Annotated in this window: 16 protein-coding genes; 11 read left to right on the top strand and 5 right to left on the bottom strand. The window is 73.0% G+C overall.

Features of this window, described 5'->3' with window-relative positions; all coding sequences use genetic code 11:
• Positions 1 to 137 precede the first annotated feature (137 nt).
• Complete coding sequence (locus ACFVU9_RS17120; protein ID WP_380446918.1) at positions 138 to 809, bottom strand: Tat pathway signal sequence domain protein; 672 nt, start codon at positions 807 to 809, stop codon at positions 138 to 140.
• Between the two features lie 361 nt (positions 810 to 1,170).
• Here ACFVU9_RS17120 and ACFVU9_RS17115 point away from each other — a divergent pair, with 361 nt between their 5' ends.
• From ACFVU9_RS17115 to ACFVU9_RS17105, 3 genes are all read left to right on the top strand, one after another.
• The gene (locus ACFVU9_RS17115) at positions 1,171 to 1,902 is read left to right on the top strand and encodes a TetR/AcrR family transcriptional regulator (RefSeq protein WP_387594020.1); all 732 of its coding nucleotides are present in this window, start codon (positions 1,171 to 1,173) and stop codon (positions 1,900 to 1,902) included.
• A gap of 251 nt (positions 1,903 to 2,153) precedes the next feature.
• Positions 2,154 to 2,804, top strand: coding sequence for a DUF6230 family protein (locus ACFVU9_RS17110; protein WP_380446922.1), 651 nt, complete (start codon positions 2,154 to 2,156; stop codon positions 2,802 to 2,804).
• A 122-nt stretch (positions 2,805 to 2,926) separates the two neighbouring features.
• Positions 2,927 to 3,400, top strand: coding sequence for a DUF6114 domain-containing protein (locus ACFVU9_RS17105; protein ID WP_387594018.1), 474 nt, complete (start codon positions 2,927 to 2,929; stop codon positions 3,398 to 3,400).
• A 68-nt stretch (positions 3,401 to 3,468) separates the two neighbouring features.
• Here the strand turns inward: ACFVU9_RS17105 and ACFVU9_RS17100 are convergent, their stop codons facing one another.
• Entirely contained in the window at positions 3,469 to 4,554 is a 1,086-nt protein-coding gene (locus ACFVU9_RS17100; protein WP_380494924.1) for an NAD(P)-dependent alcohol dehydrogenase, read from the bottom strand.
• 174 nt (positions 4,555 to 4,728) lie between these two features.
• On the opposite strand from ACFVU9_RS17100, the gene ACFVU9_RS17095 reads away from it, so the two are divergent.
• A complete protein-coding gene (locus ACFVU9_RS17095; protein ID WP_380446929.1) occupies positions 4,729 to 5,685 on the top strand; it encodes a helix-turn-helix transcriptional regulator in 957 nt (318 codons plus the stop codon).
• 106 nt (positions 5,686 to 5,791) lie between these two features.
• Here ACFVU9_RS17095 and ACFVU9_RS17090 read toward each other — a convergent pair whose 3' ends face one another.
• Complete coding sequence (locus ACFVU9_RS17090; protein WP_380494919.1) at positions 5,792 to 7,216, bottom strand: selenium-binding protein SBP56-related protein; 1,425 nt, start codon at positions 7,214 to 7,216, stop codon at positions 5,792 to 5,794.
• A 210-nt stretch (positions 7,217 to 7,426) separates the two neighbouring features.
• Between ACFVU9_RS17090 and ACFVU9_RS17085 the strand changes: the two genes are divergently transcribed.
• From ACFVU9_RS17085 to ACFVU9_RS17055, 7 genes are all read left to right on the top strand, one after another.
• Positions 7,427 to 10,408 carry a tetratricopeptide repeat protein gene (locus ACFVU9_RS17085; protein ID WP_387594015.1) on the top strand — a complete coding sequence of 994 codons (2,982 nt, stop codon included), beginning with the start codon at positions 7,427 to 7,429 and terminating at the stop codon, positions 10,406 to 10,408.
• 118 nt (positions 10,409 to 10,526) lie between these two features.
• Positions 10,527 to 11,498 carry an alpha/beta hydrolase gene (locus tag ACFVU9_RS17080; protein WP_387594014.1) on the top strand — a complete coding sequence of 324 codons (972 nt, stop codon included), beginning with the start codon at positions 10,527 to 10,529 and terminating at the stop codon, positions 11,496 to 11,498.
• A 53-nt stretch (positions 11,499 to 11,551) separates the two neighbouring features.
• The gene (locus ACFVU9_RS17075; RefSeq protein WP_387594040.1) at positions 11,552 to 12,346 is read left to right on the top strand and encodes a spermidine synthase; all 795 of its coding nucleotides are present in this window, start codon (positions 11,552 to 11,554) and stop codon (positions 12,344 to 12,346) included.
• A 118-nt stretch (positions 12,347 to 12,464) separates the two neighbouring features.
• The gene (locus ACFVU9_RS17070) at positions 12,465 to 13,325 is read left to right on the top strand and encodes a class I SAM-dependent methyltransferase (RefSeq protein WP_387594012.1); all 861 of its coding nucleotides are present in this window, start codon (positions 12,465 to 12,467) and stop codon (positions 13,323 to 13,325) included.
• Positions 13,326 to 13,488: 163 nt separating this feature from the next.
• Entirely contained in the window at positions 13,489 to 14,151 is a 663-nt protein-coding gene (locus tag ACFVU9_RS17065; RefSeq protein ID WP_387594010.1) for a DedA family protein, read from the top strand.
• Positions 14,152 to 14,261: 110 nt separating this feature from the next.
• The gene (locus tag ACFVU9_RS17060) at positions 14,262 to 14,930 is read left to right on the top strand and encodes an O-methyltransferase (protein ID WP_387594008.1); all 669 of its coding nucleotides are present in this window, start codon (positions 14,262 to 14,264) and stop codon (positions 14,928 to 14,930) included.
• A gap of 26 nt (positions 14,931 to 14,956) precedes the next feature.
• The gene (locus tag ACFVU9_RS17055) at positions 14,957 to 15,856 is read left to right on the top strand and encodes a Gfo/Idh/MocA family protein (RefSeq protein ID WP_380448790.1); all 900 of its coding nucleotides are present in this window, start codon (positions 14,957 to 14,959) and stop codon (positions 15,854 to 15,856) included.
• Positions 15,857 to 15,896: 40 nt separating this feature from the next.
• On the opposite strand, the gene ACFVU9_RS17050 is transcribed toward ACFVU9_RS17055, so the two are convergent.
• Positions 15,897 to 16,472, bottom strand: a complete 576-nt coding sequence (locus ACFVU9_RS17050) for a hypothetical protein (protein ID WP_387594007.1) — start codon at positions 16,470 to 16,472, stop codon at positions 15,897 to 15,899.
• Between the two features lie 89 nt (positions 16,473 to 16,561).
• Positions 16,562 to 18,040, bottom strand: coding sequence for an insulinase family protein (locus ACFVU9_RS17045; RefSeq protein ID WP_387594005.1), 1,479 nt, complete (start codon positions 18,038 to 18,040; stop codon positions 16,562 to 16,564).
• Between the last annotated feature and the right edge of the window lie 353 nt (positions 18,041 to 18,393).

Genomic DNA, 18,393 nt, shown 5'->3' with positions numbered 1-18,393 from the left:
ACACCGCGACGCGGCGCCCCCACGGCCGCCGGCGGGGCGTGCACTGCGCCCCCCCCCGCGCGCCGCTCCCCCCCCACCCCGGGGGGGGGGGCCCCCACACCGGGGGGGCCCGCCCCCCGCTTCGTTCGCGTTTCGGGTCAGTTGACGTAGATCAGCGGGCTGCCCGCCACGGAGGTGTCGGTGACCGGGCCGTAGGCGGCGGTGAAGTAGCCGGTCTGGAAGCACAGGCCGGAGCCGGAGGTGAGGTTGAAGGGCTGGGCGGCGAAGGAGATGCTGTTGTCGCTGTTGGACGTGGTGCCGGAGATGCTGGTCGCCTGCTGGTAGACGCAGGTGACGCTGCCGAGGATGGTGTTGAGCACCACCGTGGTCTGCATCGGGCCGGCCGCGCCCGGGGAGAGGGTGACCGGGCTGCCGGTGCCGTCGCCGACGGTGTTGGTGTAGGCGAGGTTGTCGACGCTGATGCTCTGCACGCCCGTGACGCCGAGGACGCTGGAGCTGCAGCCGTCGAAGGTCTGGGTGTTGAGGGACTCGACGGCGTTTCCGGGCGCGGCCGGGTTGGCGCTGACGGTCGCCGAGAAGGAGGAGCTGGTGCAGCTGATGCCGTTGGTGCTGGTGGCGCTGTCGTAGAAGTTGGCGGTGGTGCCGGAGGTGAGACTGGCATTGAGGACGTCGCCCACCGAGGCGGCCGGGCCGCCCAGGCTGCCGGTGGTGAGGACCGCGGCGGCGTCGGCCTGGGCAGGGGCGACGGCGGTGGCGGCGAGGGCGAGGGCGGCGAGGGCGGCAGCCCCGAGGGTGCGGCGGATGCGCATGAAGGTGCCTCTCCGTACGGAGTCGGGTGGGGGTGCCCGCGTGCGGGTGTGGTGGCGTGCACGGCGGGGGAGGTGCGGGGGCACGGCGGTGCGGCTCCCAGCGGGCCGCGCCGGGGCGGGCCCGGCGCCACGGGCCCGCCGTGCGGCGGAAGGGGTGCGGAGGTGCGCGGTGCAGTGGGGTGCAGGCCGGCGGCTGCCACCGCCGTGCGTGCGTCCGCCGTGCTCCCGGGCCCGGGTGGCGCAGTCGGCGCCGGCGGGCCCTGGCGGGTTCTCCGGCGGTCGTTCGCCCACCGGTTGGAAACCTGCCAGTGTTGTAAACCCGGTGTTGCATCAATGTCAAGACGGGACACAGGAGTTGGTGATGGAGCGGAATACCGTCCGGGGGGCCGACGTGATCCTGCTGCCGGGGGCGCGCACCGGCCGTGACCCGGCCCGTTCGATCAAGCGCGGCCCGAGCCGGCTGCCCCCGGCGGTGGTCGCCGCGACCCAGCGCGAGCGGCTGCTGGACGGGCTGGTCCACACCGTCGCCGAGCACGGCTACCAGCACGCGACGGTGAGCGACATCTGCCGGGCGGCGGGCGTGACCAGACCGGTGTTCTACGAGCTGTTCAGCGGCAAGGAGGACGCTTTCCTCGCCGCCCACCGGTTCGGCACCGGCGTGGTGATCCGGCGGATGGCGGCGGCCTTCGCGGCCGAGCCGGACTGGTGTGCCGGGATCCGGCAGGCCCTGGGCGCGATGCTCCAACTGCTGGCCGGAGTGCCGGCGTTCGCGACCATGGCGGTGATCGAGATCGAGGCGGTCGGCCCGGCCGGTCGCCGGGAGCGCGAGCAGCTGCTCAAGCGGTTCCGGGCGTTCTTCGCCGAGGTGCCCCAACTCCCGTGCGACGTGGCGGTGGAGCCCCTGGTGGACGCGGTGGTGGGCGGCGTCTACAGCGCGGTCTACCGGCGGGTGAACTCCGGGCGGACGGCCGAACTGCCGCAGCTCCTCCCGGCGTTGAGCCTGTTCTGTCTCGCCCCGTTCCTCGGTCCGGCCGAGGCGGCGCGGCGGCTCGGTATCGGCCGGGAGGCCGACGGTTCGGCCGCGGAATCATGAATTCCGTTACGGGACGGATCATTTGACGTTTGGTCAAAGTGTTTCATGGGCTGGATCGTTTGGTGAAGATCCCTTCGTGCACTTCTATTGACCGGGCGAATACCGGGCAGTAGCTTCACGGTTGCTCCAATCGCGGTCCGACCGGTTCCGCCCCGCTGCCGAGGGGCGGCCGACCGGCCGGCCGCGGAACGCTGTCCGCGCCAGGACAACGTGCCAGTGACTGCCCAATCCACCCACTCCAGGGAGCGCACATGGCCATGTCCGAGGAAGCCGCCGCCGGGGCGGAGGCACCCGACACTCCGGCCGGGCCCGGAAGAGGACGCGTCCGGCTCAAGCGGACCGCCCTGATGGCCGTCCCGGCCGTCGTCGCGGGCGGCGTCCTGATGACGCTCACCGCGCAGGGCGTGCTCGCCACGCAGTTCTCGATCTCCGGCATGCCGTTCACGATCACCGCGACCTCGCTCCACGGCGACGGCTTCGAGCAGTTCGGGAGCCTCGACCACATGATCAAGAACAGCCCGAACCAGGGGCACACCGGCGGGCAGGTGCTGGTCGCGGTGACGGCGATCAAGACGGCCCAGATCACCAACCTGTGCCAGAGCGTCGACCTCGGCGGCATCAACCTGGTGATCCACGCCGGTGACGCCGGAACCCCGGTCACCGCTCAGAACCTCACCAGCGACTCCGACATGATGTCCGGCGACGCCTCGTTCTCCAACATCGAGATCGGCGGCGACGCCAGCGAGTACACCAAGGCCGGGGTTCAGGGCAAGCCGGGCGTCTTCGGCCAGCAGGCCGACACCATCGACATGGTGAACGTGAACCAGCACAACTACGCCAGCACCGCAGCCAGCTTCAAGCTGCCGCACCTGAAGCTGAGCTTCAGCTCGAAGGGCTGCTGATGACGGAGCCCACACCGCCGAGCGCCCGTGGCGGAGGGGGCGGAGCCGAGGGGACGGCTCCCGCTCCCGCCGCGGCGAGCGCGGCCGGGTCCGGCCCTGCGCCGGTCCCTGCGCCGGTCCCCGTGCCCGCACCGACCGCCGGCGTCGCGGCAGCCGTCGCGCCCGCCCGGCCGGTCAGGCGCGACTGGCGGGGACAGCGACCCTTCTGGGGCGGCCTGCTGGTGACGCTCGGGGGCGCCGAGATCCTCTTCACCCTGCGGGCGCCGCTGCCGGTCGTCCTGCACATGGGGATGCAGGGGATCGCCGGCTACCTCGTGCCGGCGGTGATGGTGCTCTGCGGCGTGCTGATCGTCTTCAACCCGGCGCAGCGGCTGTTCTACTCGTTCATGGCCGTGCTCGCGTCGCTGGGCAGCTGGCTGACGTCCAACATGGGCGGCTTCCTCTTCGGGATGCTGCTCGGCGTGATCGGCGCCTGCGTCACCTTCGGGTGGGTGCCCGACCAGCCGCTGCGGCGCGGCCGGGCCCGGCGCGAGCGGCGCAGGGCGCAGCGGCGGTCGGCGGGCAGCGGTGAGGCGGCCGGTCCGGCCGGGGCGTGACAGTGCCCCGTCCTCGGTGTCGGGAGAGCACCGAGGACGGGGCGTCGCGCTCCGTGGCCGGGGCGGGCTCAGATGGTCGAGGCGTCGATCACGAAGCGGTAGCGGACGTCGCTCGCCAGCACCCGCTCGTAGGCCTCGTTGATCCGGTCGGCGCTGATCAGCTCGATCTCGGCGGTGATGCCGTGCTCGCCGCAGAAGTCCAGCATCTCCTGGGTCTCCGGCAGCCCGCCGATCATGGAGCCGGCCAGCGAGCGGCGGCCGGTGAGCAGCGCGTGCGCGTTCACCGTGACGGGCTTCTCCGGCGCGCCGACCTGGACCATGGTGCCGTCGACGCGCAGCAGTCCGAGGTAGGCGCTGAGGTCGAGGTCGGCCGAGACGGTGTTGACGATCAGGTCGAAGCGGCCCGCCAGCTCGGTGAAGGTGGCCGGGTCGGAGGTGGCCCGGTAGTCGTCGGCCCCGAGCTTCATACCGTCCTCGCGCTTGCGGAGCGACTGGCTGAGCACCGTGACGTCCGCGCCCAGGGCGTGGGCGATCTTGACACCCATGTGGCCGAGCCCGCCGAGGCCGACGATCGCGACCTTCTTGCCCGGGCCCGCGCCCCAGTGGGTGAGCGGCGAGTACAGGGTGATGCCCGCGCACAGCAGCGGCGCCGCGGCGTCGAGCGGCAGGTTGTCGGGGATGCGCAGCGCGTACCCCTCGTCGACGACCAGCTCCGTCGAGTACCCGCCGTACGTGGGCCGGCCGTCGCGGCCGACACCGTTGTAGGTGGGGGTCATTCCGCCGCCGGTGCAGTACTGCTGCAGGCCGGACGTGCAGTTGTCGCACTCGCGGCAGGAGTCGACGAAGCAGCCGACGCCGACGCGGTCGCCGACCTTCCACTTCGTGACGCCGGGGCCGGTCTCGCTCACGACGCCGGCGATCTCGTGGCCCGGCACCATCGGGAAGATGCCGGTGCCCCAGTCCTCGCCGACCTGGTGGATGTCGGAGTGGCAGATGCCGGAGAACCGGACGTCGATCACGATGTCGTGCTCGCCGACCGCCCGGCGCTCGACGGTGGTCTTCCGGAGCGGGGAGTTCGCGGTGAGCGCCGCGTAGGCGGCGGCGGTGCGGGTGGGAGCCTGAGCCGTGTCGTTCGTGATGCCCGTGTTCGTCATGTCCTCAAGGCTGCGCCGGACCGTACGGGCCAACCAGACCAACGATCAACGTACGCAACCCCGACGTACGCAACCCCGACGTAGGGAAGCGGAACGTAGCAGCGCGCAACCTACGCACGGCAGTATCACCCTCGCCCGCCCCCGGGAGCGGCTGCCCGCCCGCATACTGCAGACATGGACCAGCGCACCGAACTCAGCGAGTTCCTCCGATCCCGCCGCGCCCGGCTGCGGCCCGAGGACGTGGGCCTGCCCGACCTCGGCACCCGTCGCCGGGTGCCGGGGCTGCGCCGCGAGGAGCTGGCCCAGCTGGCCGGGGTCAGCACCGCGTACTACACGCGGCTGGAGCAGGGCCACGGTGAGAGCGTCTCCTCCGCCGTCCTGGACGCCATCGCCCGTGCGCTGCGGCTCGGCCCGGCCGAGCGCGAGCACCTCGGCCGGCTCACCAAGCCCGCCCGCCGCCGCCCCGGCCGCGCCGCCGCCCGGATCCAGCAGGTCAGGCCCGCGCTGCAGCAGCTGCTCGACGCGATGGAGGGCGTGCCCGCGTACGTCCTCGGGCGGCGGCTCGACATCGTCGCCTGGAACCGGCTCGGCACCGCCCTGCTCGGCGACTTCGGCGCCATGCCGCCGGAGCAGCGCAACATGGCCTGGCACGTCTTCCTCGACCCGGCCGCCCGCGAGCTGTACCTGAACTGGGAGGGCAAGGCCAGCGACGTCGTCGGCATCCTGCGCCTGGACGCCGGGCGCGACCCGGACGACCCGCGCCTGGCCTCCCTGATCGGCGAACTCTCCCTCAAGAGCGAGGAGTTCCGCCGCATGTGGGCCGCGTACCGGGTGCAGGACAAGGGTCACGGCACCAAGGAACTGCACCACCCGGTGGTCGGCCGGCTCAGCCTCCAGTACGAGACGCTGCGCCCGGCCGGCGACGACTCCGACCAGGTCCTCGTCACCTACCACGCCGAGCCCGGCTCCGCGTCGGCCGAATCTCTGCGGCTGCTGGCGAGTTGGGCGGCGACGGAGCTTGCAGCGAAGGAGCTCACAGCGAAGGAGCTCGCGGCCAAGGATCTCGCGGCGAAGGCCGAGGGGGAGCCCCGGCCGGTCGCCGAGAGCCGCACGTCGGAACCCAAGGGCTGACGTCCGGTCCGATGGTCCCGGGTGTCCCGGGGCCATCGGACCGGACGCCGGCCGGCGGCGGCCGTGACCTCCTCCCGGCCGCGGGCGGCGGCCACCGCTGGAGCGGCTACCGGTAGCAGTACGAGTCCGACGAGGCGTCGCCGCCCGCGAGGTGCGTCTGGTGCACCCGCAGCCCGCGGAACTCCTCGCCGTGCGGGAAGAACCGCTCGTCCACGGTGAGCCCGCCCGCCTCGGTGTCCGCGTCCAGCTTGACGATCCACGGCTCGATGCCGTCCGGGTAGAACTGGTCGTCCCACGCGCCGTACAGCGAGTTCGTGAGGTAGAGCCGCCGCCCGTCCCGGCTGATCTCGACCATCTGCGGCGCCCCGCTCAGCGGCCGCAGCGGCTCGGCCGGGTGCGGCGTGCGGGCGGTGACCCCGCCCAGGCGCACCGAGGCGGTCCTCCGGGGGTGGAACGGGTCCGACACGTCAAACTGGAAGATCTCGCCGGTGCCCCACGCCGACACGTACAGCCAGCGGTCGTCCACCGACAGGTTGATGTCGGTGACCAGCGGCGGCACCGCGCCGAACGGCTGGAGCGCGGGCGGCAGGTCCTCGGTCTTGGCCGGCTCGGCCGGGATGTCGATCACCTTGCGCGCGGTGAACGCCGGCCCGTCCCGGTACCAGAGCCAGACGGAGGACGAGAGGTCCTCGACGTTCGCCACGACGCCCGCGAAGCCCCACTCCGCCTGCGGGTCGTGGGCCGGGCGCAGCTCCAGGACCATCTGGTACTGGTCGCCGAGGTCGACGCGCTGGAGGTGGCGGCCCGAGTCCAGCTCCCAGAAGTGCAGGGCGTGCCCGTACTTGCGCCCGAGCAGCAGCTCGGGCACCACCCCGTCCTCGACCATCCGCGGCGTGCCCCACTCGCTGGTGATGCCGACGTTCGTCCCGAGGTGCCACCACACGTCGTACGCGAGGTGCTGCGGCCCGCGCTCGGTCTCCCACGGGCGCAGCACGTCGAAGGTGGTGTGGTCGAGCAGCGCCACCCCGCCCGGTCCGTCCGTCCCGTCCCCGGCGCCGAGGCAGGACAGGAACACCCCGCCCGGCCCGCAGTGCAGCGTGTGCGGCCGCGAGTACCCGGCTCTGGCCGCCAGCTCCTGCGCCTCCACCGTCTTCACCAGCCGCGGCCGCACCGGATCGGGCCGGGTGTCCATCACGTGCACCCGCGACGACCGCAGCCCGGGCAGCAGCAGGTAGCGCCGCTCCGGGTTCTCGTGGCAGGCGTGCGCGAGGGCGCTGGAGCAGGCGTTCCACCCGAAGTGGTGCAACTCGTCCCCGAGGGTGGGCAGTTCGGCGAAGTTCAGCACCCGCCCGTAGCTCGCCGACGCCGGGTCGACGTCCACCGTCAGCAGCGCGTCCGGCCGCCGCCCCGCCCGGTCGAACCCGGCGACGTACGCCAGCGTCTCGGCCGGCGCGGCCATCGCCTCCGCGGCCGACCGGTACAACGACGGATCGGTGTGCCCGGCCGTCGAACCCTCGTCCTGCTGCACCATCTACGGACCCCCTCAACTCGCCTGCCGGTCACGGGAAGTGACGCGCGTCCGGGTAGCGTTCCACACCCCCACCGGCGCACCACAGGCGCACGGGGAGCGGTCCGGTGGTGCGCCGCCCGCCCACCCGCGGCCAGTACGCTGGGGAAGGCTCGCTGCGAGGGGCAAGGCCCGTGCAGGGCACCGGGCCTGTATCCGAGTGGGTGGGGTGGCGTGGGGTCGAGCCGCAAGTCGGACAAGAGGCGGTCGAAGAGTGCGAAGGTATCGAACGCGGTCATCGGCGGGACGTTCCACGGGCATACGATCCAGGCGGGGACCGCCCATGTGACCGTCCATGACCACAGATCCGGAAGCGTCCTCCGCACTTCCGCATCGCCGCTGCCGCCGCTCCCGCCACTGCCCGTTGCGTTCACCGGCCGCGACCGGGACGTCGGCGACATCCTCGCTTCGCTGGCCCCCGACGGGGTCTCGGGCGGCGATTTCTCAGGGCTGATGCTCACGGGGCTGGGCGGGATCGGCAAGACGACCGCCGCCATCGCGGCGGGCCGTGCGGCCATGGACCGGGGCTGGTTCCGCGGAGTGCTCTTCGTGGACATGCGCGGCTACGACGACACCTGCATGGAGGCCGGACAGGCGCTGGACACTCTGCTGCGGATGCTCGGCGTCCCCGCGGAGAACATCCCGCCCGACACCGAAGCGCGTGCCGCGTTCCTGCGGGCGGAACTCGACCGGAGCGAGTCGGGTGTTCTCGTCATCGCCGACAACGTGTCCAGCGCCCGGCAGGTCATCCCTCTTCGGCCTGCTTCGGCTCGCCATCGTCTGCTGGTGACGTCTCGGGAGATCCTCCCGGGGCTGGGCGCTCGTGTGCTTCGACTCGGCCTGCTGGATCCTGGAGCGGCCCGGGATCTCATGGCGTCGGAGGTGAGAGCGGCCTGGCCGCATGACGACCGGGTGGCTGCGGATCCCGATGGTGCCCTGCTCGTCGCGGAGTTGTGTGGGTACCTGCCTTTGGCGCTGCGACTTGCGGCCGCGCAGCTCATCGTCGATCAGCACCTGCAACTCGGCTGGCTGGCGAAGGACTTGACGGACTCGGCCGGCCGGCTGGACCTGCTGCAGGACGGGGAAACCGGGATCCGGCTGACTCTGGACAGTTCCCATCGGCGCCTCTCCGTTTCGCAGGCCGAGCTGTTCCGCCTGCTCGCGCTCAATCCCGGTCCCGAGATCTCCACCGTGGCGGCCGCGGTCCTGGCGGGCCGGACGCTTCGTGAGACCAGGATCATGCTCGCCCAACTCGCTCGTACCGCCCTCGTCTCACAGACCCCCGACGGGGGCAGGTGGTACCTGCACGACCTCGTTCACGTGTTCGCCGCCGAACGGGCCCAGATGCATCCGGAGCCGAGCCGGCAAGCCCGGCGACGCCTGTTGGAGTTCTACGTCGCCGCTGCGGGTGCGGCCAACGACTCCGTGACGGCACTGCCCGACAGTCCTCCTGAACTCGGCGTGTTCCACGACCGTTCGCATGCGCTCACGTGGATGGATCGTGAACGTCCCAACCTCGTCGGGACGGTGCAGGCAGCGGTGGCGACGAATCATCCTGAGCTCGTCACGGAGCTGGCCCCGGCGCTGGGCTCCTACCTGATCAGGAGGTTCCGGACGGACGACGGTCTGACGGTCACCCGTGCGGCCCTGGATGCGGCTCGTGCCCTCGACAGCACGTCGGACGAGGCTGCCGCCTGGAACAACTTCGGTCTGGCACTGCACGAGGCCCGTCGCTTCGACGAAGCCGCAGAGGCCTTCGGACGGTCCGGCGAGCTCTTCCGTCAGTGCGGCAACCGCAGGGGCGAGTCCAGTGCGCAGGGCAACCTCGCCAACTCTCTGCGCAAAGTCCGGCGCTTCGACGAGGCGCTCGCGGCCCACCAGCACGCCCTCGCCATCGATCGGGAGCTGGGCCACCGCCGTCGTGAGGGCGGGACCCTGAACAACATCGCGGCCACCCTGCAGGACATGCGGCGGTTCGACGAGGCCATCGAGATCCTCGAGTGCGCCCGCGACATCCATCGCGAACTGGGTGACGTGGACGGGGAAGCGACGGTGTGGTCGAACCTCGCCATGGCCATGGGGGAAACTCGTCGCTTCGACGAGGCCGTCGAGGCCGGTCGGCATTCCGCCCGACTCGCCAGAGATCTCGGGGACCCCCACCTCGAGGCGACGGCGTTGGAGGAGATCGGGGCGGTCTTCCAGATGACCGGCCGATTCGAGGAGGCGATCGCAATCCACCAGAAGACGTGCATCGGGTTCCGCGAACTCGGAGACCGTCATGGTGAAGCCCTGTCGTGGGGGAACCTCGGGCTCGCCCTGGGGGCCGTCCGGAGGTTCGAAGAGGCGGTGGATGCGCACGAGAAGGCCCTGGCCATACATCTGGAACTAGGAGACCGCCACGATTGGGCCCGTACCTGCGGCAATCTCGGCGCGGCCCTGAACGGACTGGGCCGGTTCGAGGAGGCCGAGGACGTACTCCGGCCGGCACTGGCCGTGTTCCAGGAGCGCGGTGACCGGCACGGTGAGAGTGCGGTGTGGAACAACCTCGGTGCCGTGCTGGAGGAAGCAGGCCGTCGGGGCGAGGCGATCCAGGCCCACCAGGAGGCACTGCGTGCTGTGCAGGAGGTGGGTGACCGACCGGCGGAGAGCCGGTCCTTGACCAACCTCGGCGACGTGCTCCGGGAAGCGGGCCACGTCGGCGCGGCGATTGCCGCTCACGAACAGGCCCTCGAAATCCATCGGGCTCTGGGCGATCGCCACGGTGAGGCGAAGCTGCAGGACAAACTCGGCCTGGACTTCGGTGAGGGAGGTGATCATCAGGCCGCAGCCGACGCCTTCCAGCGGGCCCGGCGGCTGTACCTGGACCTCGGTGACGAGGACGGTGAGGCCGTGGCACTGCTCGGTCAGGCAGATGCCCTCTGTTCTCGGAGTGGCTTTCAGGAAGCAGCGGACGCGGCCCGCGAGGCTCTCGTGTTGTTCCGGCGGCTCGGCTCGGCCGACGGCGAGGCGGCGGCCTGGTACTGCCTCGGCGATGCCTTGCACGGGGTGGGCGAGACGGCTGAGGCCGAGACGGCGCTCCGGCGGGCCGAGACCTGTGGCCAGGTGCTCGATGCCGACGGTGACGACGGGTCCGGCGCGGACGCGGTCGCCGATTGATTCCCGCCGGGTGGGCACCGCCGCGCGGGGCGGGGCTACCGGCCGGTATCGTCGGGGCTCGGGAACGGTGGAGACCTGCTGCGGCGGGCCCGAGTGCGGATAGGTGCGGCGAGACGCGATGGAGTTTCGGGAAGACATCCTGGGTGCCCCTTACGAGGCGGTCGAGCTGCCGCTGCGGCGCGACTACGAGGGCGAGGCCTGCGCGACGCTCGTGCGCCGGCTCGTGCCGGGGTCCGAGAAGGCCGTGCTGTACGTCCACGGGTACAACGACTACTTCTTCCAGACCAACCTCGCCGACCACTTCGTCGCGCTCGGGTTCTCCTTCTACGCGCTCGACCTGCGCAAGTACGGGCGCTCGCTGCGCCCGCACCAGTCGCCGAACTTCGTGCGCGACCTCGTCGAGTACGACGAGGAGATCGACGAGGCGGTGCGGATCGTCCGCGAGGCGGACGGGCACCGGCAGGTGCTGCTGAACGGGCACTCCACCGGCGGCCTGATCGGGGCGCTGTGGGCCGGGCGGCGCTCCGGGCGGGGCCTGATCGACGGGCTGTTCCTGAACAGCCCCTTCCTGTCCATGCCGGCCTCGGCCGCCGCGGTGACCTTCGGCGGCCCGGCCGTCTCGGCCATCGCCCGGGTCGCGCCGACGCGGGTGCTGCCCTCCGGGCTGAACCCGCACTACACGCACAGCCTCCACAAGGACCACCGCGGCGAGTGGGACTTCGACCTCCGGCTCAAGCGGCCCGAGGGCTTCCCGCTGTTCGCCGGCTGGCTCGCGGCCATCCACCAGGGGCACCGGCGGGTGCGGCGCGGGCTCGGCATCGACGTGCCGGTGCTGCTCATGGCCTCCACCGCGTCGATCTCGACCACCAAGTGGCACAACGCCCTGCACCACGCCGACGGCGTCCTGCGCGCCGACGACATCGCCGCCCAGGGCCCGCACCTCGGCCGGCACGTCACCATCGTCCGGATCGAGGGCGGCATGCACGACCTCGTCCTGTCCGGCGAGAGCGCCCGCACGCAGGTCTTCGCCGAGCTCGACCGCTGGCTCGACGCCTACCTGCCGGCCGTGCCGGTCGGGGAGCCCGCGTGACCGACGAGCCGGTGCCGGTCGGGCGGCCCACCGACCTCGGGTTCGCCAAGCTCATGCCGGACATCGACCGCGACGGCGGCTGGCTGCTCACCCTCGACGGCACGCCGCAGTCGTACGTCGACCTCGCCGACCCCACGCACCTGGAGTTCGAGTACACCCGCCGCCTCGGCCACCTCGCCGACGCGCTCGCCCCCGCCGGGCGTCCCCTCGACGTGCTCCACCTCGGCGGCGGGGCGCTCACCGTGCCCCGGTACGTCGCCGCGACCCGGCCCGGGTCGCGGCAGCAGGTCGTCGAGGTGGACGGCCCCCTGCTCGCCCTGGTCGAGGAGCACCTGCCGTGGCAGGGGCCCGGCGTCGACATCACGGCGACGGTCGGCGACGCCCGCACCGCCCTGGCCGCCGTACCCGCCGGATCGCTGGACCTCGTCGTCGCCGACGTCTTCCACGGTTCCCGCACGCCCGCGCACCTGACGTCGGTGGAGTTCCTGCGCCTGGCAGCCGCCGCGCTGCGCCCCGGCGGCTGCTACGCCGCGAACCTCGCCGACGGCCCGCCGCTGGCCTTCGCCCGCGCCCAGGCCGCGACCGTGCGAGCGGTGTTCCCCGAGGTCTGCCTGATCGCCGAGGCCCCGGTGCTGCGCGGCCGCCGCTACGGCAACATCCTGCTGGCCGGCTCGACCGCCCCGCTCCCGGTCGCGGACCTCTCCCGCGCCCTGGCCGCCGACATCTTCCCGGCCCGCCTGACGGACGGCACCGACCTCGCCACCCTGGTCGGCCGCACGCCCCCGGTGACGGACGCCGACGCCACCGACTCCCCGCCACCCCCGGACGGCGCCTTCAGCGTCGGCTGAGGCGGCTGGCCCCTTCCGGTGGGCCCGGCCGCGCGTCGGCTCGCGCGGCCGTCGTCCCGGGGTGTGAGAATCGGCGGGTTCGAGCGGGTGCTCGGGTGGACGGCGGAGGGAGAGGGCGATGGGCGGCGTGGAGCGGCCGGACTTGGGGGAGGTGCCGGAGACGGCGCTGTGGACGCTGTGGCACCGGGCGGTGGAGGCCCGGCGGCCGGACGCGGTCCTGCACGACCCGAAGGCGGTCGAGCTCGTCGGGCGGATCGACTTCCCGTTCGAGGAGCGGTTCGGGCGCCGGGCGGCGGTCGCGCAGCTCCAGGCGCTGCGGGCGGCGTGCTTCGACCGCGAGGTGGCGGACTTCCTCGCCCGCAACCCGCGCGGCACCGTCGTCTGCCTGGGCGAGGGCCTGGAGACGCAGGCCTGGCGGGTCGACAACGGGCGCGCCCGCTGGATCTCCGTCGACCTGCCGGAGACGGCCGCGCTGCGCGAGCGCCTGCTCCCGCCGGACGCGCGCCACCGCATCGTCGTGTGCTCCGCCACGGACCCGCGCTGGATGGACGAGGTGGACCCGGCGCAGGGGGTGCTCATCAGCACCCAGGGCCTGCTGATGTACCTGCGCCCGCCCGAGGTCCGCGGGCTGATCGCGGCCTGCGCCGAGCGCTTCCCCGGCGCGACCTTCGTCCTCGACGCGGTGCCGCGCTGGTTCAGCGCGCGGGCCGTCCAGGGGAAGCTGCGGGACAAGTACTACAAGGCGCCGGCCATGCCGTTCGGCATGGACGCGGGCGAGCGCGGGAAGCTCGCCACCGCACACCCGGCGGTGACGGACGTCCGCGAGGTGTACCCGGAGGGCGGGCGCGGGATCGTCCGGGCGCTGCTGCCCCTCGCGGCCCGTGTGAACGGCAGGCCGTCCGTGGTCGCACTGCGCTTTGCCAAAAAGAGGGAATCGGCCGAAGGTAGCGGAACCTCCGCCGCGGCCCGTACGTCGTAAGACCAGGTAAGACCAGGCGATCGGCGGGGAGAACACGGCCGGCCGGCACGTTAGGCTGCCTGGTCAGAGGGGGAGCGGCCCGCGTGCCGCCATCGGAAGACCGCCGGGACGGGCGCACCGCACAGGGGCGCGCCCGCACCGACCTGCCACGGAGGTACTGGCCTTGCACATCGACGCCTGGATCGAGAGCGTCCCCCCGGGGGCCGTGTACGGCCTCGTGGGCTTGATCATCGGTCTGGAGTCGCTGGGCATCCCGCTGCCCGGCGAGATTGCGCTGGTCACGGCGACGCTGATGGCCGTCAAGGGCGTCGTGAGCCCGTGGGGCATCGCCGGCGTGGCGATCGCGGGCGCGATCATCGGCGACTCGATCGGCTACTCGATCGGGCGCAAGGGCGGCAAGCCGCTCTTCGAGAAGCTCGGCCGCAGGTTCCCCAAGCACTTCGGGCCCTACCACCTGGCCACCGCCGAGCGGTCGTTCCAGCGCTGGGGCATGTGGGCGGTCTTCTTCGGCCGCTTCATCGCGCTGCTGCGCATCTTCGCGGGGCCGCTGGCGGGCGCGCTGAAGATGCCGTACTGGAAGTTCCTGATCGCGAACGTGCTCGGTGGCGTGGTCTGGGCCGGCGGTACGACGCTGCTGGTCTACAAGGTCGGCAAGAGCATCGAGCCGTGGCTGTCGCGCTTCTCGTGGGCCGGGCTGGCGGCGGCCGTCGTCGTGGGCGCCGGCTCGGCGTGGTTCATGAAGCGGCGCGCCGCGAAGGCGCACGCCGCGCACGAGGCGGCGGAGGCGGCGGCATCGGAGAGCGTCAAGGAGCCGGTGGCGGACTGACGTTCGGGCCGCGGGGTCACCTGCGTCGGCGGCGGTGCGGAGTAGCGTGTGATCACGCACAGCCCGCACCGAAGGCACCGCCCGCACCGCACCGAGCACTGGAGGCCCCGATGACGCAGCCGACCTGGGACGCCGTGGACGCGTACTTCTCGGACACGCTGGTCGGCCACGACCCCGTCCTGGAGGCCGCGTCCGCCGCCGCCGACGCGGCGGGCCTGCCGCACATCGCCGTCGCCCCCAATCAGGGCAAGCTGCTGCACCTGCTGGCGCTGACGGTCGGGGCCCGGCGGATCCTGGAGGTCGGCACGCTCGGCGGCTACAGCGCGATCTGGCTGGCGCGCGCCCTGCCGGCGGACGGCACGCTGATCACCCTGGAGATCGACCCGAAGCACGCCGAGGTCGCCCGCGGGAACCTCGCCCGCGCCGGGCTGGACAAGGTGGCCGAGGTGCGGCTCGGCAGCGCCCTCGACTCGCTGGCCGTGATCGGCGCGGAGGGCGGCGAGCCCTTCGACCTCGTCTTCATCGACGCAGACAAGGTCAACAACCCCGCGTACTTCGCGTGGGCGCTCAAGCTGACCAGGCCGGGCTCGCTGATCGTGGTCGACAACGTGGTCCGCGGCGGCGCCGTCGCGGACGCCGCCAGCGCCGACTCCGCCGTCGTCGCCACGCGTAGGCTGCACGACGTGATCGCGGCCGAGCCGCGCGTCACCGCGACGTCCGTGCAGACCGTCGGCAGCAAGGGCTACGACGGCTTCACGCTGGCGCGCGTGCAGAACTGAACCACCGCAACACCTTGGAGGACCCTGTGCGGATCGGACTGCTGGGCACCGGCCCCTGGGCGGAGCGCGTGCACGCGCCCGTCCTCGCCGACCACCCCGGGCTGGAGTTCGCGGGCGTGTGGGGGCGCCGTCCCGAGGCCGCCACGGCGCTCGGCGCGGCGCACGGCGTGCCCGGGTACGCGGACCTCGACAAGCTGCTCGCCGAGGTGGACGCGGTCTCGATCGCGCTGCCGCCGACCGTCCAGGCCGACCTCGCGGTGCGCGCCGCCGAGGCCGGCTGCCACCTGCTGCTCGACAAGCCGGTCGCGCTGACCGTCCCGGACGCGCGGCGCGTCGCCGGGGCCGTCGAGCGGCACCGCGTCGCGTCCGTCGTGTTCTTCACCGTCCGCTTCGGCGGCGACCAGATCCCGTGGATCGAGCAACAGGCCGCGCTGGGCGGCTGGTTCACCGGCCGCTCGGACTGGCTCGGTTCGGTGTTCGCCCCCGGCAGCGGCAGCCCGTACGCGGCGTCGCCGTGGCGGCAGGAGAAGGGCGCGCTGTGGGACGTCGGCCCGCACGCGCTGTCCGTGCTGCTGCCGGTGCTCGGCGACGCGACGCGGGTGACGGCCGTGGCCGGCCCGCTCGACACGATCCACCTGGTGCTGCGCCACGCGGGCGGCGCGTCCAGCACGCTGGCGCTCAGCCTGACGGCGCCGGTCGCGGCCGGCGGCACGGGCATGGAGATCCGCGGCGAGCACGGCGTGGCCCACCTGCCGGAGCGCGGCGAGGGCCCGATCGCGGCCCTGCACCGCGCCCTGGACGCCCTCCGGGACTCCGCGCGCACGGGCCAACCGCACGCGTGCGGCGCGGAGTTCGGGCTGCGCGTGGTGGAGATCCTCGCGGCCGCCGAGCGCTCGCTGGAGTCTTCGGCGCCCGTCGAGGTGTGATCCCGGCGGGCCAGTGTCCCTTGGCCCAGCGTCCCTTGGCCTACCGTCCCTTGGCCTCGAAGCGGACGAAGTCCCGCCCGGCGGGACCCGCCTGGAGGCCGAGGGACTGGCCGATCACCGCGGTCGGCGCGCCGACGAGCTCGCACAGGCGGCGCATCAGCTCCTCCCCGGAGGTCCGACTGCCGTCCGGCGCCGGGTCGTTGCGCAGTGCGGCGAGCGCGGCCGGGTCGGCGAGGCCGGCCTTGCGCGCGATCTTCCCGCAGTAGGAGTCCCAGTCGGTCCGGTGGGCGGCGTACTCGGCCGGGTCGGCCGGCGGGGTCCAGTCGCGGGCCCAGCCCATGTTCTCGTACCCGCCGCCGGGGAAGCAGACGGTGACGCACAGGCCCCACTCGGCGTCCTCCAGCAGCCACACCGTCGTCTTGGAGTCGACGGCGAGCATCCAGGCCGGGTCCATGATGCGGCTGCGGCTGATCCGGCCGAAGCGCGGCTTCGGCGGGTCGAACAGCAGGCCGGTGCCCTGCGGTCCCCGGTAGAGGTAGCCGCCGCGCTTGCCTCGTGCGAGGGCGGTGAGCACCTGTTCGGAGGGGGCGGAGGTGATGGCGGCGTACGTGGGCACGGTGGATCCTCGGAAGTGATGGTCGGGTCGGTGGCGGTCGGCGCCGGTCGGGTCGGGACCGGTCAGTCGGTGCTGGTCGGTCGGCGCCGTCAGTCGGCGCTGCGCAGCGCGGAGGCGTGGTAGACGAGGTGCGCCGGGACGGCGGCGTCGATGGCCCGCGCGGCCGCGCCGATGTCGCCGATCAGGTCGGGAACGACGGGCACGAAGCAGGTGCTGTGCCCGTACACGATCCGGGCCGGACCGCGCACCTCGACGGCCGCGATGTCGTCGAACGGCACGTGGTGGATCTCGCCGTCGGGTTCGCGCGCCCACACCCCGGCGTGGTTGACGACGAACCGGGTCTTGCGGGCCGCCGAGTAGCGCAGCCGGTCGGCCAGCGGGGGCTTGAACACCTCGCCGTCGGCGGGCAGTTCGGTGTGGTGGGTGCAGCGGTGGCGGGGCACCGGGGTGCCGTCGGGCAGGACGGGGGAGACCTCGACGCCGCAGGGCACGACGAGCAGGGCGGTGCGCAGCGCGTCCGCGAACGCCCGGCGGGCCCGGTCGGGGGTGACGGCGGCGAGGGCGTCGAGGCGCGCGGCCGCGTCGCGGTAGGTCTCGCCGAACAGCGACCGGGCGGCGGCGTGGCCGAGTTCGGCGATCGTGTTGCGCGGGTCGGTCCAGACCTCGCGCATGCCCTCGCGCTCCTCGGCGAGTTCGGCCTCGGTGACGCCGTCGCGGGCGAGCCGCAGGGCCTCGTGCCAGAGCAGCTCGCTGACGGTCTGTTCCTGGCCCTCGCGGGCGTCGAGGTAGACGGTGTGTTCGCCGGTGGCCGCGCCGGCGTTGTCGAGGCTGCCGCCGACGTCGTAGGTGAGGCCCAAGGCGTGCCGGGCGCTGTCGCGCAGGCGCTGAGCGAACACGGCGACGGCCGCCATGAGGGCGGCGTCCGCCAGTGCGCCGTGCAGCGCGATGCCGGGCCCGGGGACGTCCTCCTGGCGCCAGGACCGGCCGCTGAGCAGCGCGGGCCGGGTCCGGGCGCGGTCGGGCCGCGCGCCGGCGGGCAGCGGCAGGCGCAGCCCGGCGGGCGGCGGGCCGGTGAGGACGAGGACGGCGTTGCCGGCGTGGAAGTACCGGAACAGCGTGTCCTGGACGGCCTCGACGGTGATCCGGTCGGCGCCCGGCCCGCGGTAGGCGGCGAGCCCGAGGCCCTGGACGCCGTACCGGTGCGAGAGCAGCTCGGCGGTCTGGGGGACGGCGACCCGGCCGTCCTCCGCCTCCAGGACCCCGGCCTCCCGGTCGATGCGGTCCAGCGGCAGCTCGCTCAGCGCGGCGCACACCCGGCCCAGGTAGTCCACGACCTGCTCGGGCTGCCCGGAACACGTGAACCGGGTGAGTTCGAGGTCGACGGACGCGTTGTGGTCGTGGTGGAGCCGCGGCAGCGTGCTCATCGCCAGGTGCTCCACGAGGTGGACCACCCCGAGCGTGCGCAGCGTCTCGTCCCGCGCCCCGCACCCGAAGATGAGCTCGGCCTCCAGCGGGCCGGGCGCGGGGGCCCACAGGACTGGTATTCCGTCGATGACCTCGTGATTCACGCGGCGATCATAAGGGGTGAAGTTCTTTACCCAGTAATGACCCTCATTTTGCCTGCTCACGAGATGCGGCCCACGGCGGACCGTGGGACTCCTCGCGAAGGACGTCGATCCGCTGCCGGACCTCGTCCGGCCGGTGCCCGGCGGGGCTTGCGGGGACGAGGACGGCCCCGGTCGCCGATACGAGAATGAAACGTCGTCACAGGAAACTGATGTGACCGATGAAGGGATGAAACGCGGTCCAGACGAGAACCTGATGTCCCGTCCCTACAGTGCCGCACATGTCACATACCGATTGCCGGAATCGCCTTCGCCGCAGCCGGACCCCCGGCCGAGCGTGCACCCAAGCCGCCCTG

This window comes from Kitasatospora sp. NPDC057936, from assembly GCF_042887525.1.
GTDB lineage: Bacteria > Actinomycetota > Actinomycetes > Streptomycetales > Streptomycetaceae > Kitasatospora.
The sequence above is the reverse complement of the archived record's forward strand: the minus strand, read 5'-3'. Positions and strand labels throughout refer to the sequence as shown.

Coding starts and splice junctions, on each gene's coding strand:
- ACFVU9_RS17120 (WP_380446918.1), bottom strand. CDS start 809: ATGCGCATCCGCCGCACCCTCGGGGCTGCCGCCCTCGCCGCCCTCGCC.
- ACFVU9_RS17115 (WP_387594020.1), top strand. CDS start 1,171: ATGGAGCGGAATACCGTCCGGGGGGCCGACGTGATCCTGCTGCCGGGG.
- ACFVU9_RS17110 (WP_380446922.1), top strand. CDS start 2,154: ATGGCCATGTCCGAGGAAGCCGCCGCCGGGGCGGAGGCACCCGACACT.
- ACFVU9_RS17100 (WP_380494924.1), bottom strand. CDS start 4,554: ATGACGAACACGGGCATCACGAACGACACGGCTCAGGCTCCCACCCGC.
- ACFVU9_RS17095 (WP_380446929.1), top strand. CDS start 4,729: ATGGACCAGCGCACCGAACTCAGCGAGTTCCTCCGATCCCGCCGCGCC.
- ACFVU9_RS17090 (WP_380494919.1), bottom strand. CDS start 7,216: ATGGTGCAGCAGGACGAGGGTTCGACGGCCGGGCACACCGATCCGTCG.
- ACFVU9_RS17080 (WP_387594014.1), top strand. CDS start 10,527: ATGGAGTTTCGGGAAGACATCCTGGGTGCCCCTTACGAGGCGGTCGAG.
- ACFVU9_RS17075 (WP_387594040.1), top strand. CDS start 11,552: ATGCCGGACATCGACCGCGACGGCGGCTGGCTGCTCACCCTCGACGGC.
- ACFVU9_RS17070 (WP_387594012.1), top strand. CDS start 12,465: ATGGGCGGCGTGGAGCGGCCGGACTTGGGGGAGGTGCCGGAGACGGCG.
- ACFVU9_RS17060 (WP_387594008.1), top strand. CDS start 14,262: ATGACGCAGCCGACCTGGGACGCCGTGGACGCGTACTTCTCGGACACG.